At 52.0% G+C, this 14,396-nt stretch carries 12 protein-coding genes and 1 pseudogene; 8 read left to right on the top strand and 5 right to left on the bottom strand.

The window, feature by feature from the left end; genetic code table 11:
* Positions 1 to 74: 74 nt before the first annotated feature.
* The gene (locus tag WAO31_RS02325; RefSeq protein ID WP_509589938.1) at positions 75 to 1,427 is read right to left on the bottom strand and encodes an aspartate aminotransferase family protein; all 1,353 of its coding nucleotides are present in this window, start codon (positions 1,425 to 1,427) and stop codon (positions 75 to 77) included.
* 178 nt (positions 1,428 to 1,605) lie between these two features.
* Positions 1,606 to 2,079, bottom strand: coding sequence for an Lrp/AsnC family transcriptional regulator (locus WAO31_RS02320; protein ID WP_509589756.1), 474 nt, complete (start codon positions 2,077 to 2,079; stop codon positions 1,606 to 1,608).
* Positions 2,080 to 2,254: 175 nt separating this feature from the next.
* Between WAO31_RS02320 and WAO31_RS02315 the strand changes: the two genes are divergently transcribed.
* Both WAO31_RS02315 and WAO31_RS02310 read left to right on the top strand, forming a co-directional pair.
* Positions 2,255 to 3,691: a gamma-aminobutyraldehyde dehydrogenase gene (locus WAO31_RS02315; protein WP_509589754.1), complete on the top strand. Its 1,437-nt coding sequence runs from the start codon at positions 2,255 to 2,257 to the stop codon at positions 3,689 to 3,691.
* Between the two features lie 58 nt (positions 3,692 to 3,749).
* A pseudogene (locus tag WAO31_RS02310) lies at positions 3,750 to 4,604 on the top strand (FtsK/SpoIIIE domain-containing protein); the annotation flags it as partial.
* Positions 4,605 to 4,779: 175 nt separating this feature from the next.
* On the opposite strand, the gene ald reads toward WAO31_RS02310, so the two are convergent.
* Positions 4,780 to 5,895, bottom strand: coding sequence for an alanine dehydrogenase (gene ald / locus WAO31_RS02305; RefSeq protein ID WP_509589751.1), 1,116 nt, complete (start codon positions 5,893 to 5,895; stop codon positions 4,780 to 4,782).
* Between the two features lie 246 nt (positions 5,896 to 6,141).
* Here ald and WAO31_RS02300 point away from each other — a divergent pair, with 246 nt between their 5' ends.
* The 4 genes from WAO31_RS02300 to WAO31_RS02285 are packed head-to-tail and all read left to right on the top strand — an operon-like array spanning position 6,142 to position 10,241.
* Positions 6,142 to 7,398 (top strand): ABC transporter substrate-binding protein, encoded by a 1,257-nt coding sequence (locus WAO31_RS02300; RefSeq protein ID WP_509589749.1) that lies wholly within the window; start codon positions 6,142 to 6,144, stop codon positions 7,396 to 7,398.
* The gene (locus WAO31_RS02295) at positions 7,399 to 8,529 is read left to right on the top strand and encodes an ABC transporter ATP-binding protein (protein WP_509589747.1); all 1,131 of its coding nucleotides are present in this window, start codon (positions 7,399 to 7,401) and stop codon (positions 8,527 to 8,529) included.
* A gap of 3 nt (positions 8,530 to 8,532) precedes the next feature.
* Entirely contained in the window at positions 8,533 to 9,441 is a 909-nt protein-coding gene (locus WAO31_RS02290) for an ABC transporter permease (protein WP_509589744.1), read from the top strand.
* Positions 9,438 to 10,241 (top strand): ABC transporter permease, encoded by an 804-nt coding sequence (locus WAO31_RS02285; protein ID WP_509589741.1) that lies wholly within the window; start codon positions 9,438 to 9,440, stop codon positions 10,239 to 10,241. The genes WAO31_RS02290 and WAO31_RS02285 overlap by 4 nt, the downstream gene beginning before the upstream one ends.
* On the opposite strand, the gene WAO31_RS02280 is transcribed toward WAO31_RS02285, so the two are convergent.
* Both WAO31_RS02280 and gabT read right to left on the bottom strand, forming a co-directional pair.
* The gene (locus WAO31_RS02280) at positions 10,238 to 11,596 is read right to left on the bottom strand and encodes a transaminase (RefSeq protein WP_509589738.1); all 1,359 of its coding nucleotides are present in this window, start codon (positions 11,594 to 11,596) and stop codon (positions 10,238 to 10,240) included. The genes WAO31_RS02285 and WAO31_RS02280 overlap by 4 nt on opposite strands.
* A gap of 18 nt (positions 11,597 to 11,614) precedes the next feature.
* On the bottom strand, positions 11,615 to 12,949 hold the full coding sequence (gene gabT / locus WAO31_RS02275) for a 4-aminobutyrate--2-oxoglutarate transaminase (RefSeq protein WP_509589736.1): 1,335 nt from the start codon (positions 12,947 to 12,949) through the stop codon (positions 11,615 to 11,617).
* Positions 12,950 to 13,004: 55 nt separating this feature from the next.
* On the opposite strand from gabT, the gene dxr reads away from it, so the two are divergent.
* Together dxr and WAO31_RS02265 are read left to right on the top strand one after the other, a co-directional pair.
* Positions 13,005 to 14,096, top strand: a complete 1,092-nt coding sequence (dxr, locus tag WAO31_RS02270; protein ID WP_509589733.1) for a 1-deoxy-D-xylulose-5-phosphate reductoisomerase — start codon at positions 13,005 to 13,007, stop codon at positions 14,094 to 14,096.
* A 61-nt stretch (positions 14,097 to 14,157) separates the two neighbouring features.
* A partial coding sequence (locus WAO31_RS02265) for a site-2 protease family protein (RefSeq protein ID WP_509589730.1) occupies positions 14,158 to 14,396 on the top strand: 239 nt, incomplete at its 3' end.

The raw sequence follows: 14,396 nt of genomic DNA, 5'->3' as shown, positions 1-14,396 counted from the left end.
TGCGGTATCCAAAGGGTAAAAATGTGGAAAACCCCCAAGCCAAAAATGCTTGGGGGTTTTTGCCAAAATTGCTACTAGAACTTCTTCATAGCTGGAGTAAGGACTCGCCTGAGCATCTGCTCGAGCTCGTCGAATTCCTTGGGGCCAATGGTTAGTGGCGGAGCCAGCTGAATCACCGGGTTGCCGCGGTCATCGGCGCGGGCGTATAGTCCTTCTTTTAGCATCGCGCTTCCCAGGTAGCCGCGAAGTAGCTTCTCGGCCTCAGGTGGACTAAAGGTCTGCTTGGTGGCCTTATCCTTGACCAGCTCGATTGCGAAGAAGTAACCGTCGCCACGAATGTTTCCAACGATGGGAAGATCGTAGAGTTTTTCGAGGGTCTTTTTGAACTTGGCTGAGTTTCTTGCCACGTTTCCAACTAGATCTTCTTCGTCAAACACGTCCAAGTTCTCGAGCGCCACAGCACAAGCCACCGGGTGAGCGGCAAAAGTGTAACCGTGGGAGAGAATATTGGTTCCAGTCTTGAAGGGCTCAAAAAGTCGCTCGGTAATTAGCAGTGCACCGAGTGGCTGGTAGGAAGAAGTTATTCCCTTAGCGCAGACCATCATGTCTGGAACGATGCCGTATTTCTCGCAAGCGAACATAGTTCCGGCGCGTCCAAAGCCGGTGATGGTTTCATCAGCTACTAAGAGCACGTCGTACTTGTCACAAATCTCGCGGAGTCTTTTCCAGTAGATCGGGGGAGCGGTGAAGCAACCACCCGAGTTTTGAATTGGCTCCGCGTATAGCGCGGCAACGGTGTCCGGGTCTTCGAACAAAATCATTTCCTCGGCGCGGTTAGCGGCCCAAAGGGCAAACTCTTCCTCGGTCTTGAATTGGCCGGGGGCGCGATACCAGTTAGTGTTCGGAATTCTAAAAGTTGAAGGAACCAGCGGCTCGAACATCTTTTTCATTGCTGGGATACCGGTGATTGAAAGTGCTCCCTGGCTGGTGCCGTGGTAGGCAACGTGCCTGGAAATCACCTTGTGCTTGGTTGGCTTTCCAGTCATCTTGAAATACTGCTTGGCTATCTTCCAGGCGCTTTCGACTGCTTCACCACCTCCGGTGGTGAAGAAAACTCGATTTAGGTTATCTGGCGCATAGGAAAGTAGGCGCTCAGCTAGCTCGATTGCCCTGGGGTGACCGAATGACCAGAGTGGGAAAAAGTCCAGTTCCTGCATTTGCTTGGACGCGGCCTCAGCGTAGCGGACGCGGCCATGACCGGCGTTTACCGAAAACAGACCGGAAAGACCATCGAAGTACTTCTTGCCGTTGACGTCATAGACGTGGTGACCTTCAGCTCTTTGGATGATTGGCATTTCTTTGCTGTCAAAGGTGCTGTGACGGGTGAAGTGCATCCAGAGGTGGGCCTTGGCAGATTTTTGCAACATGGCGGGAGTGATCTTGGTGCCGGCTTTTCTTGCTTCAACCAGGGGAAGTTTCGCTCTGGAGGCGGGTCTTACTTTCTTGGCTGTGGATTTGATTAGAGACTTGATTCCCGAAACCAGTTTCTTTGCCCTACCTTGCGCTGTTGCCATTTTTATCTTCCCTTTATGAATGTCAGGAGCACTACCTTGTACCCCAGTTGTAGAACTGCTTTTGAAGTTTGAGATAAACAAACGTTTCAGTCATTGTGACACCTTCAAGCTTACGAATCTTGTTGTTTAGTAAATTTATGAGTGAGTCGTCATTTTCGCAGACCACTTCGGCCAAGATGTCGAAGCTACCGGCGGTAATCACCACGTAATCCACCTCGGGCATGGCCGCTAAGGCATCCGCCAAGCTCGTGGTGTCCCCGCTGCAGCGAATGCCAATCATGGCCTGGGTATAAAAGCCCAGTTGCATGGGGTCGGTGACCGCGACTATCTGCATGACCCCCTTATCGGTCAGCTTCTGGACACGCTGGCGAACAGCCGCCTCGCTCAGGCCCACAGCTTTGCCGATCTCCGCGTAGGACCTTCGGCCATCCTGCTGGAGCTGCTCAATGATCTTCTTGGAGAGCTCGTCAAGTCCCGAGGCCATGGTCCGTTCGGTTCTTGACATACAAGGATATTGCCAGCGGTCTCCGCATTTAGCAAACGAATCCGAAGCCAAAGCCTAAATTGGCAACCGATTACCTTCCAAAGACAGGCCATTTCGTGCGAATTTTGGGGGTTAGAATCTTCACTAGTGACAACCAACAAAGCTGTTGGGAAAAAAGACCAGAGGGAGTAATCAAATGGCGGTAAAAGAACTAAAAAACTTCATCAACGGTGAATACGTTGCTTCCAAGGGCGCTGAGCGCTCGGATGTTATCAACCCTGCTACCGGCCAAACCTACGCAACCGCCGCAGTTTCTTCCGATGCAGATGTCGATGCAGCATATAAGGCGGCCGAGAAAGCCTTTGATGTTTGGTCAAACTTCACTCCCTCCGAGCGCCAGCTCGCGCTATTTAGAATTGCCGACTCACTCGCCGCCCGCGCCGAGGAAGCAGCTGACGTTGAGTCAGAAAACACCGGCAAGCCACGACCCACTTTGGTCGAATATGAAATGGACCCGAGCGTTGACCAGATTAGGTTCTTTGCGGGTGCCGCAAGAAACCTAGAGGGTCGCGCTACCGCCGAATACGCAAAAGATCACACCTCCTCTATACGTCGCGAACCAATCGGTGTAATCGGCCAGGTGACACCCTGGAACTACCCTCTGAATATGGCGGTTTGGAAATTCGCTCCAGCGTTAGCCGCTGGAAACACAATCGTTCTAAAGCCCTCCGACACAACTCCGGCTTCAACACTGCTGCTAGCTGAAATTGCAGCTGAGCACCTACCGCCTGGAGTTTTCAACGTCGTCACCGGAAACCGCGACACCGGTCGTGCTCTAATTGAGCACGAGATTCCTCAGATGGTTTCGATTACCGGCTCAGTTCGTGCCGGTATGGAGGTTGCCAAGGCTGCATCGGCTGATGTTAAGAAGGTTCACCTTGAACTTGGTGGAAAGGCACCGGTAATTGTTTTTGCAGATGCCGACCTTCAGAAAGCGGCTGCGCAGATTGTGGTTGCGGGATACTTCAACGCTGGCCAAGACTGCACCGCTGCAACCAGAATCCTGGTTCAGGAAAGTGTGCACGATGAGTTCCTGAAGATTTTGGTGGCCGAGGTAAAGGCCAATGCCATCACCGGAAACCCAAGCCGCGATGACATCCTCTTTGGCCCCGTGAACAACGCTAACCAGCTCGAGCGAGTAAAGGGCTTTATTGACCGCCTGCCGGGCCACGCCAACCTAGAAACCGGTGGTGTTCAGGTTGGTACTGAGGGCTACTTTATGGAGGCAACTGTTTTGTCGGGACTCAAGCAACAGGATGAGCACATCCAGTCCGAGATATTTGGTCCGGTCATCACGGTTCAGAAGTTCAAGGATGCCGACGAGGCCATGAGAAACGCCAACGATGTGAAGTACGGTCTGGCATCGAGCGTCTGGACCAAGGATCACACCACCGCGATGCGCTTTAGCAAGGGATTGAACTTTGGTTGCGTATGGATCAACACTCACATCCCGCTAGCCGCCGAGATGCCACACGGTGGTTTCCGTCACTCCGGATACGGCAAGGACCTATCGATGTACGGGTTCGAGGACTACACACGCATCAAGCACGTGATGAGCTACATCGGGGACTAATCCACAGCTTGCAAATTGCTTTACTAAACCTGCCTGGTAATCAGGCAGGTTTAGATTTATGCAGCTTATTTGGTACCTACCCTCTCTAATCATTGGGCTGACCGTGGGGTTCTCCAGTGGCTACTGGCAACTGGCGCTGGTGAGTGTCCTCATGGTTTCTTTGATGCTCGGCACGCAGCTTTATCGAAATCGATACCCGGTATTTGAAATAGGTGCCCAAGTTCATGTTTCAGCAGGCCTGGTTGCAATCAGTAATCGGGTGCTTCCGAGGTACGAATTATTTTGGAAAAAGCAATGGAGAGAACTTCTCCTTGAGTATGTCCAAAGCCGCTCCGCCCCAGATATACTTGCTGGGTTACTGGCGAGAAAATCCGAAGCTGGATTTAAGGATTTACCAAGCTCTGAGCTGGAATTATGGCTGGGCTCAACTGGGTCTAATGAGCAAAGTATTGACCTGGAAGTTGATGGACCGCACCTGATAATTGTTGGCCCAACCGGATCTGGAAAATCTGAGCTACTGAAACTAATTGTTGGTTCGCTGACGGAAAACCAAAAAGTGCAACTTGTCTTTTTTGACTACAAGGGCGGAGCCACGCTGGAGCAGTTTTCCGAACAGGCGTTGGGTATGGGAACCGACCTGGATCCTCAAAGCTCTGAAAAGCTCTGGGACTTTGTCTTGTCGGAGCTAGCAAACAGGGAAGAGCTGTTTGCAAAAAGCGGAGTGTCTGATCTTAGGCAATTCAATGCAGCCGGTGAGTCTCTGAAACCGATTGTTTTAGTAATCGACGAGTTCGCGGCGGTTTTGGCAAGTGGCCAAAAAGCTAGCTCCGCGATCGAGGATGTTTGTGCCAGGGGTCGATCTTTGGGCGTTCACTTGATAGCGGCTACCCAAAGCCTTACCGGTATTCCTCGGTCGCTTTTGACAAACCTTCGGGGTCGAATTGCGATGAGTGCTTCAGACCCGATTGATTTTGTCCAGCTTGGCATAAATCCGAATAAGGTAAGCGGGCCTCAAGTCTCTGGTTGGGCGCAAGCTGCATTACTAACGGCCAGAAAGCCGCCGGAGGGGTTTTATTTTCCGATTGGTTTTACGCCAGCGCCGAAGCAAGAGGCTTTGACGGAAGCGAGTGAGCCACCGCGACCGGCTCGTTCACAATGGCTCCGTCAAATGTATTTAGACCCAGAGCTAGAGACGCTTCCGCCTGCAGAGCAGCCTTCCAGCCCAGATTCGCTATTGCTTTCACGTATGGAAGGGTTGCGTTGGTCAGAGCGTAGGTAGAGGTGTGAGGCACAGCCCCCGGCATGTTGGCCACGCAGTAGAAGACCGTGTCGTGGACCGGAAAGGTGGGCTCTGCGTGGGTGGTAGGTCTGGAGTCTTCGAAGCAGCCTCCCTGGTCGATTGCGATGTCAACCAGGACGGCACCGGGCTTCATCTTTTTGACCAATGCGTTGGTGACAAGCTTTGGAGCCTTGGCTCCTGGAATTAGCACTGAGCCGATAACTAGATCGGAAGACACAACAGCTCGCTCTATTTCAAAGCTATTGCTGGCAATGGTGCGAAGTCTTCCAGCATAGAGAGCATCTAGCTCGCGGAGCCTGTTCAAGTTAGTGTCCAAGACCGTAACTTCTGCCCCCATACCAACCGCAACCGCGATGGAGTTCGTTCCCGCTACTCCGCCACCCAAGACGGTGACTCTTGCGGGTCTGGTTCCTGGCACGCCACCGAGCAACATGCCGTTGCCGCCATTTTGGCGAAGCAGGGTGTTCGCGCCGACCAGCGGAGCAAGCCGACCGGCGACTTCAGACATCGGGGCAAGCAGCGGAAGCTGCCTCGAGGGTAGCTGGACGGTTTCGTATGCGATTGCGGTGACCTTCTTGGCAACCAACTCGTTGGTGAGTGGAAGATCAGCTGCCAGGTGGAGGAATGTAAAAAGTGTTAGTCCTTCGCGCATGTGCGGGTACTCGGAGGCAATGGGTTCTTTAACCTTGAGGACTAGATCCCCAGCTGCCCAGGTGGCGGCGGCGTCGGGGGTGATGCTAGCTCCGGCGTCTTGGTATTCCTGGTCTGAAATAGCCGAGCCAAGCCCTGCGCCTTTTTCTACCGAAACCTCGTGGCCTGAAACTACTAGCTCGTGAACTCCGGCTGGGGTTATGGCTACGCGGTATTCGTTGTTCTTGACCTCTTTAGGAATTGAGATCTTCATGGGGTACTCCTGCTTTGCTGCTTCTTTTGGACCAACTGGCCACCTCACCACAATACTCGCTCTAGGTGGGGCAGTTAGTATCGGGAGTTTCCCCGTCAATTCTCAGGAATCTGGCGTGGCACGCCGACTCAGAATCCCGGGATTTTGGACTTTGGGGAACTTTATTTATGGCAAGATATGGGACTAAGAGCCCAAGCATTTGGGTCTCCTACCTTGTTTACCTTGAATGAAAATAGGAGTAGCCCAATGAGAGACCCAAACTCACTTCCACAAGACCCAATGATGGCCGAACTTGTGAAGATGTCCAGACGTCAGCAGCTAACCAGAAGAACTGCTTTGGCAGGTGCAGCAGGTCTTGGAACTGCGATCGGACTTGCTGCTTGTGCGCCAGCCAGTGAGCCGACAGCAACCGAGGCGCCGGTCGCTGCCCAGGATCTTTCTGACACAGAAAAGATTGTGGTTTGGGATAACTGGACTGAGTACATGGACTTGTCAGAAGATGAGACATCGCGCCCTACCCTAGAAAGATTTGAAGCTCAGACCGGAATCAAGGTTGAGTACCTAGAGACCTACCTCGACAATGACGAGTACTACGCCATCGTGAAGGATCAGCTTGCACTCGGTCAGGACATCGGTGTCGACCTTGTTTGCCCAACCGAATGGATGGCTGCTAGGTGGGTTGGTAATGGCTACTCGCAGAGACTAGACGCAGCAAACATTCCGAACAAGGCAAATCTTGCCCCTGCTTACCTTGGCGCTTCTTATGACCCAAACCGCGACTTCACAATTCCGTACCAGGGAATCTTGGGTGGTATTGCTTACAACAAGGAGCTGTACCGAGAGCTAACCGGCAAGGAAGCCCCTCAGACCGTTGATGACCTATGGGCTGATGAGTTAAACGGTCGAGTAGTTGTTTTGTCTGAGATGCGCGACACCGTCGGACTTATGGCTCTAGCTGAAGGAATCGACATCGCAAGCGAATCCTCATTCACCGAAGATGCCTACATGAACATCATTGACAAGGTCCAGGGACTGTATGCCGATGGCAAGATCCGCAATATCGAGGGCAACGAGTACACCAAGGGCTTCAGAAATGGTGACTACGTAGCGGGAATTGTTTGGTCCGGAGACGTTGTTCAGATGAACTTCTCAAAGAAAACTCGAGACATGTTTGGATTCTTCCTTCCTGAGTCCGGTGGAACAATTTCTTCTGACGTATTCACAGTTCCAATTGGAGCTACCCACAAGAAGAACGCAGAAGCGCTTATCAACTACTACTACGACCCTGTAAACGCAGCAGAGCTTGCTGCTTGGGTGAACTACATCACACCGGTTGCCGGAGCGTATGACGAGGCCATCAAGTTAGACCCAGAGCTAGCCGAAAACAACTTGATCTTCCCTAGTGAAGAGTTTTTGTCATTCACTCACGCATTCCGTGCCCTAAACCCAGAGGAAGAGCAGACATTCGCCACCGCGTGGCAGCGTGTTCTTTTGGGCGCCTAGTTGGCAGCGGAGTTTGTCGCTCGGGGTGCTGACTTAGAGTTAGTCGGCATAAGGAAAGAGTTCCCGGGCTTTCTAGCAATAGACGATCTTGACCTAAAGATCCCAGCGGGCGAGTTTTTCGCCCTGCTGGGACCTTCGGGTTGTGGAAAGACGACGACTCTCCGATTGGTAGCCGGTCTTGATACGCCCACCAAGGGCAAGGTCATGATCGGAAGCAAAGATGTGACGGCAGACAAACCACATGAGCGTCCTGTCAACACAGTGTTTCAGAACTACGCTCTTTTCCCTCACATGTCCGTTTTGGAAAACGTTGCTTTTGGTTTGAAGCAGAGAAAAGTTTCTGATCCGATGCCGAAGGCGTTAGACGCCCTAAAGCTGGTTGAGCTTGAGCACCTGGCTCAGCGCCGACCAACGCAACTTTCTGGTGGTCAGGCTCAGCGCGTTGCCTTAGCCAGAGCTCTGGTAAATCGCCCCTCACTTTTGCTACTGGACGAACCACTTGGTGCACTGGATCTAAAACTTAGACGTCAGATGCAGGTGGAGCTCAAGGCAATCCAGATGGAGGTTGGCCTCACATTCTTACACGTCACTCACGACCAGGAGGAGGCCATGGATATGGCCGACACTGTCGCGGTTATGAACAAAGGTCGGATCGAGCAGATGGGTGCACCAGAGGCTCTCTACGAAAGACCCAAAACGGTTTTTGTTTCCAAGTTCCTTGGTCAATCCAATTTATTTGTTGGAGATGTTGCCGAGACGAATGCGGACTCTGTGAGCATTAATGTTGCGGGAAATAAGATCACCGTTCCAGCCAAGCGAGCCGAGAAGACAACGGGAAAAATTGCGATTGGAGTTCGCCCGGAAAAGGCAACTTTCCACGAGGACCAAGCTCCGCAGGCGACTTCGGGATTAAACATCATTGGACCCGGAAAGATTATCGACATCCGCTTCACCGGAGTTAGCAACCAGTACCTAATCGAGATTCCAGAAATTGGACAGATAACAGTATTTGCTCAGAACGTCGGGAAATCTCCCGTCACCGAATTAGGTGCCAAGGTTTGGGTGAGCTGGAAGGTAGAGCACAGCTTTGGACTTTCTGACCTTCCAGTCGACAACGGTGAGGGTAAGTAAGTAATGGCAACGCTGGCTCTAAAGCCTAAAAATCTTGCTAATGCTCAACCCAAAAAATCTCGCATTGTTTTGCTGCTCTTGTTGCCGGGACTTATTTATCTCGGTTTATTCTTTGTCACCCCCTTTGCGGCTCTGATTACCACTTCTCTTCAGGAACCGGTCCCAGGGGGCGGTATCGGAAGGTACCAGCCGGGTTTGGAATTTGGAAACTATGCGTACGTGCTGGAGCAGTACTTTCCTCAGATTCTTCGTTCATTTATTTACGCAACTGTAGCCACTTTGCTGGCGTTGGCCTTTAGTTACCCAATCGCTTACTTCATTGGCGTCAAGGCTCGAAACTATCCGATTCTGCAGGGTCTGATGCTGACTCTTGTTATCGCACCTTTCTTCATCAGCTTCCTACTCAGGACATTTGCTTGGAAAGAAATCTTTGGTCAAGACTCCTGGGTTTCAAACCTCCTTCGAGATTCAGGGCTGATGGCGCAAAATGAATTCTTATTGGGAACTCCGCTGGTAGTTATTTTCGGGCTCACCTACAACTTCATTCCGTTTATGACGCTACCGCTCTACACAAACCTCGAGCGTCTGGATACCGCGCTGCTCGAGGCAGGGAGCGATCTTTACGCCAAGCCATCCAGCACTTTCTGGAAAGTTACATTCCCACTCTCCATCCCGGGTATCACCTCAGGCACCCTTTTGACCTTTATTCCAATTGCCGGAGACTACGTCACGGCCAGCAGGTCTTTCTTGGGGTCTCCGAATACTGCGATGCTCGGCAATGTAATTGAATCTAACTTTTTGAGGATCCAGGACTATCCGAGCGCCTCCGCGCTCTCGGTAATGCTGATGGCGGCGATTGTGGTGCTGGTATCGATTTACATCCGCCGTACCGGAACGGAGGATCTACTTTGAGCAGATTCAGCCTGGGCAAGTATTTGCTTCCGACCTACACAATCTTGGCATTTGTGTTTCTAATGATCCCGATTGCCTACACATTCGTATTTTCTTTCAACGACCCATTTAAGAACACCACCGGTTGGCAGGGCTTCACCTTTGACAACTGGACGGGGGTTTGCAACAACATAGACGTTTGCGTGGCCTTTGGAAATTCGATTTTGATAGCAACAGTTGCAACAACTATTTCCACAATTCTGGGAACCATGCTGGCGATTGCCGTCACCAGATACGAATTTAAATTCCGCTCCTCGACAAACCTTCTATTGTTCTTGCCGCTTGCAACTCCGGAGGTTGTAATGGGTGCGGGTCTTGCCGCACAGTTCCTAAACGCCGGAATTCCTAAGGGATTGGGAACGGTTATCTTGGCTCACATCCTTTTCACCTTGAGCTTTGTGGTCGTGACCGTAAAGGCAAGAATTGCCACTCTCGATCCCAAGCTTGAGGAGGCCGGTCGGGATCTTTATGCCGGTCCGGTTCAGGTATTTACGAAAATTACGTTGCCACTTCTTCTTCCTGGAATTATGGCCGCCGCTCTCTTGGCCTTCGCGCTGAGCTTTGATGACTACATCATCACTGCCTTTAACTCGGGCACCGAAGTGACCTTCCCGAAGTTTGTATTTGCGGCGGCCGTTCGAGGAATTCCACCCGAGGCCAACGTGATTGGTTCCGCCGTCTTTTTCTTCGCTATCGCCCTAGTGCTGGTATTTCAGATCGGTGGAAAAATGCGTGCCAAGGCTCTTGCCAGAAAGGGCTAGCCGAATAAAGCGTTAGCTGCATCTCTGAAATGCGCGGTGTGTCGCTTCACATCTTCCAATGTTGTGGCCGGGGAGATAAGTGCCATGTTGTGAAATGGCGTCATTAAGATTCCACGGTTTAGCGCGTGCAGGTGGAGATACTGCTGCAATTCAAAGTCATCGGCGTCGGCTGCTTCCTTGCCGGTTCTGGGTGCTGTGGCCCGAAAGCTGTATTCGGCACGAGAGCCAAGCTGCGACACCTGCCAGGGAATCTGATGCTCGTCAATGATTGCTTGAACATCTTGAGTCCAAACGGTGCAGAGCTTCTCCATGCGTTCAAAGGCTTCCTCGGTCAGAACTTCGGTCAGGGTTGCTCGAACCGCAGCCATCGAAAGGGCGTTGCCGGCTAGGGTTCCGCCGATTCCTCCAACGTCAATATGCTCAAGCTGCATGCTTGCAGTAATCCGCTCAGCGAGTTCTTTGGTCATACCAAATGCTCCGGCTGGGATTCCGGCCCCGATGGTTTTTCCGAGTACTACGGCATCCGGTCTGACATTTCGCCTTTTCGTCATTCCTCCGACACCTTCAGAAAGGGTGTGGGTTTCGTCGTGAATCAAAATCACGCCGTACCTAGTTGCAAGCTCGCGCATGCCCTCTAGGTAGCCAGGCTCCGGTAGTACGATTCCAATATTGGTCATCGCAGGCTCAATAAGAGCCGCAGCAATCTCGCCAGAGGCGAAGGCTTGTTCGGCGGCCGGCAGATCATTGAAAGGTACAACCCAGGTCGTTTCGGTTAGCTCAACTGGTGCGCCAATGTTGTTGACACGGCTTACGGTGTTGCCTGCTTCGTCCAGATTCGCAAAGGTCTCGTCCACGGTGCCGTGGTAGCAGTAGTCGTGGATAAGAATCTTTTTGCGGCCAGTGATATGTCTCGCGTAGCGGATCATGTGTCGGTTCGCATCGGTAGCGGTCAAGGTGAATTGCCACTTCTCAACACCGAAGCGATCTGCCAAGGTTTGGGCTGCAATTGCTGCATCTTCGGTTGGAAGCATAAGGGTGATGCCTTTTTCTAGCTGGTTTTTTATTGCAGCAATCGAAGCATCGGGGGAGTGACCGACCATCGCACCGGTATCGCCGAGACAAAAGTCAACGTAGTCGTTTCCATCGACGTCGGAAAAGTGCGCCCCCTTGGCGGTTTTCACATAGACCGGGTAGGGCCCCGGCCACTTCACCATCCAGGACATCGGAACACCATTCATCATGGGTCCGGCGGATTTCTCGTGAAGTTTTTTGGACTCTGGATTGCGGATAATAAAGAGGCTGACCTCTTCATCAAATAGCTTTTTTAGGCGCTCTGGATTTGAGAAAGAAGTCATAAAAAGTAGGTTCCTCGCTTAGAGGGCTGCGATTCCTGCCTCGATGACGTCGAGTGCTTCGTTTAGCAGCTCGTCGGTTATTGCAAGCGGTGGTAGGAAGCGAATTACGTTTCCGTAGGTTCCAGCAGAAAGCACAACTACTCCGTTTGAGTGAGCGTGCTTGGAAACTAACTCCACTGCCTTCGGGTTTGGGTTCATGGTGCCGGGCTCGACAAACTCGATGGCCTGCATGGCGCCACGGCCTCGAACATCTCCCATGACTGGGTATTTAGCTTTCATGACCTCTAGGCGAGGACGCAAAATTCTTTCGATTCGCTCAGCTTGTTCGAGAACTCCGCCAGCTTCAAGCTGACCTAGAACTGCAACTGCAGCTGCTGCTGCAACGGGGTTTCCACCGTAAGTTCCACCGAGTCCACCGGGGTGAGAAGCGTCCATGATGTCGGCACGTCCCGTGACGGCTGAGATTGGCATACCGCCTGCGATTCCCTTGGCGATGATTACTAGATCTGGCTCAAAGCCTTCTTCCCATTCGCTGGCGAACCACTTACCGGTTCTTGCGATACCGGACTGAACCTCGTCAGACACCATGACGATACCGTTTTTCTTAGCCCATTCGGCAAGGGTTCTTAAGAATCCAGGAGCTGGAACGATGAATCCACCCTCACCCTGAACCGGCTCAATGACTACGGCAGCCAGTGACTCGGCTCCAACGCGCTTTTCCATGTATGTGATGGCGCGTCTTGCCGCTTCTTCACCCGTCATACCCTCGGGGTCGCGGTATGGATAAGACATCGGAACGTGTGTGACGCCCGGTGCGAAAGGTCCAAAGCCTGTGTTGTATGGGTGGGCCTTGAAGTTCATGGCCATGGTCAAGTTGGTGCGACCGTGGTAGGCGTGGTCGAATACTGCGATCTCTCCGCGTCCGGTGTGCTTGCGGGCAATCTTTACGGCGTTCTCAACAGCTTCGGCACCCGAGTTAAACAGTGCGGAGCGCTTTTCAAAGTTTCCCGGAGTGTGGCGATTTAGGATTTCGCAAACCTGGATGTAGGGAACATACGGAGTTACTGTAAAAAGGCTGTGGGTGAGCTTTTGAACCTGCTCGATTACCGCATCGACCACCTGCTGGTTAGTGTGACCGATGGTCACAACACCGATTCCACTTCCAAGGTCAATCAGCTGGTTTCCATCTACGTCAATCAAAATGGCACCGTGGGCGCGCTCAATGTATACCGGGAGCAGGGTGCCAACGCCGTGGCTGACTTCCTGAAGCTTTCTTTTGTGCAGTTCCTGGGACTTAGGTCCTGGGATTGCGGTCACTAATTTACGCTCTTGGGCGATTTCTAGAGTGGTCATGGTTAGATTCTACGCCTGTCTTTTTATAGGTTGTGGTACATGGCAAGATGGGTAAATGCGCCGAGTCATAATCTTGGGATCCACCGGATCCATTGGTACCCAGGCTATTGAGGTCATCGACAAGAACCCTGACAAATTTCAGGTGGTTGGTCTTGCCGCGGGTACAAATAAGGAAGCCCTGGAATCCCAGCGGGCTCACTTTTCATTGGATAAATCTAAGGCCGTTTTAGGCTCTGAGGCCGCGACTTTGTTGGTGGAGGAAACTGACGCCGATGTTGTATTAAACGGCATAACCGGGTCGATTGGGCTAGCCCCAACCCTCGCAGCCCTAAAATCCGGCAAGACCCTGGCGCTCGCCAACAAAGAATCGCTGATTGTTGGGGGTCAGCTGGTCACGGGGTTGGCAAGCCCGGGACAAATTGTTCCAGTTGATTCGGAGCACTCCGCAATCGCCCAGTGTCTAAGGTCTGGTTCTAGTAAAGAGGTAAAAAAACTTATTCTGACCGCCTCCGGCGGACCCTTTCGTGGTTTTTCAAAAGAACAGCTCGCGATTGTGACCCCGGCTGAAGCCTTGGCTCACCCCACCTGGGTAATGGGTCAGGTTGTTACAACTAACTCCGCGTCACTGGTAAATAAAGGTCTCGAGCTTATTGAAGCTCACTTGCTGTTTGATGTTCCTTTTGAACAAATAGAAGTCACCGTTCATCCGCAGTCGGTAATTCACTCGATGGTGGAATTTGTTGACGGATCGGTTATCGCTCAAGCATCGCCGCCAGATATGAAGTTACCAATTGCACTCGGGTTATCCTGGCCCGATCGGCTGGGTGAAGTTTCGATACCGGTGGATTGGAGTAAGTCTCACTCGTGGCAGTTTGAGCCATTGGACGAAAAGGTGTTTTCTGCGGTAGCGCTAGCAAGGCAAGTTGGCAAAGCTGGCAAGAGTTACCCAGCTGTTTATAACGCGGCCAATGAGCAGGCCGTGTTGGCTTTTCATGCCGGTGCTATCAGTTTTGATCAAATCACCGATTTGATTGCGCGGGCGGTTGAGGCCCACGAGCCTGAAGGCGAGCTAACTTTAGAATCTGTTCTGGCAGCCGAGAGGTGGGCCAGGGATCGAACCGACGCCCAGATCGCCAAGGCCTGCTAGTTTCCCCAGAATTGATATCTCGTTCACAAAAGATTCCTGTGGTTGAAGTAGGTTTATTGGCGTGAGCGAAACCCTTTGGTATCTGGCTGGAATTTTATTTATCGTCCTGGGTATTGGCGTGTCAATTGGAATTCACGAAATCGGACATCTTGTGCCAGCCAAGCTTTTTGGCGTAAAGGTCACCAAGTACATGATTGGTTTTGGCCCAACTCTTTATTCGAAAACAGTGGGCGAGACCGAATACGGCCTAAAGGCGTTCCCGCTCGGTGGTTATATCGCCATGCTTGGGATGTATCCGCC

It is taken from the genome of Rhodoluna sp. (genome assembly GCF_049276775.1).
Lineage (GTDB): Bacteria > Actinomycetota > Actinomycetes > Actinomycetales > Microbacteriaceae > Rhodoluna.
Note: the sequence above shows the minus strand (reverse complement) of the source record. Positions and strands in the feature narration are given on the sequence as shown.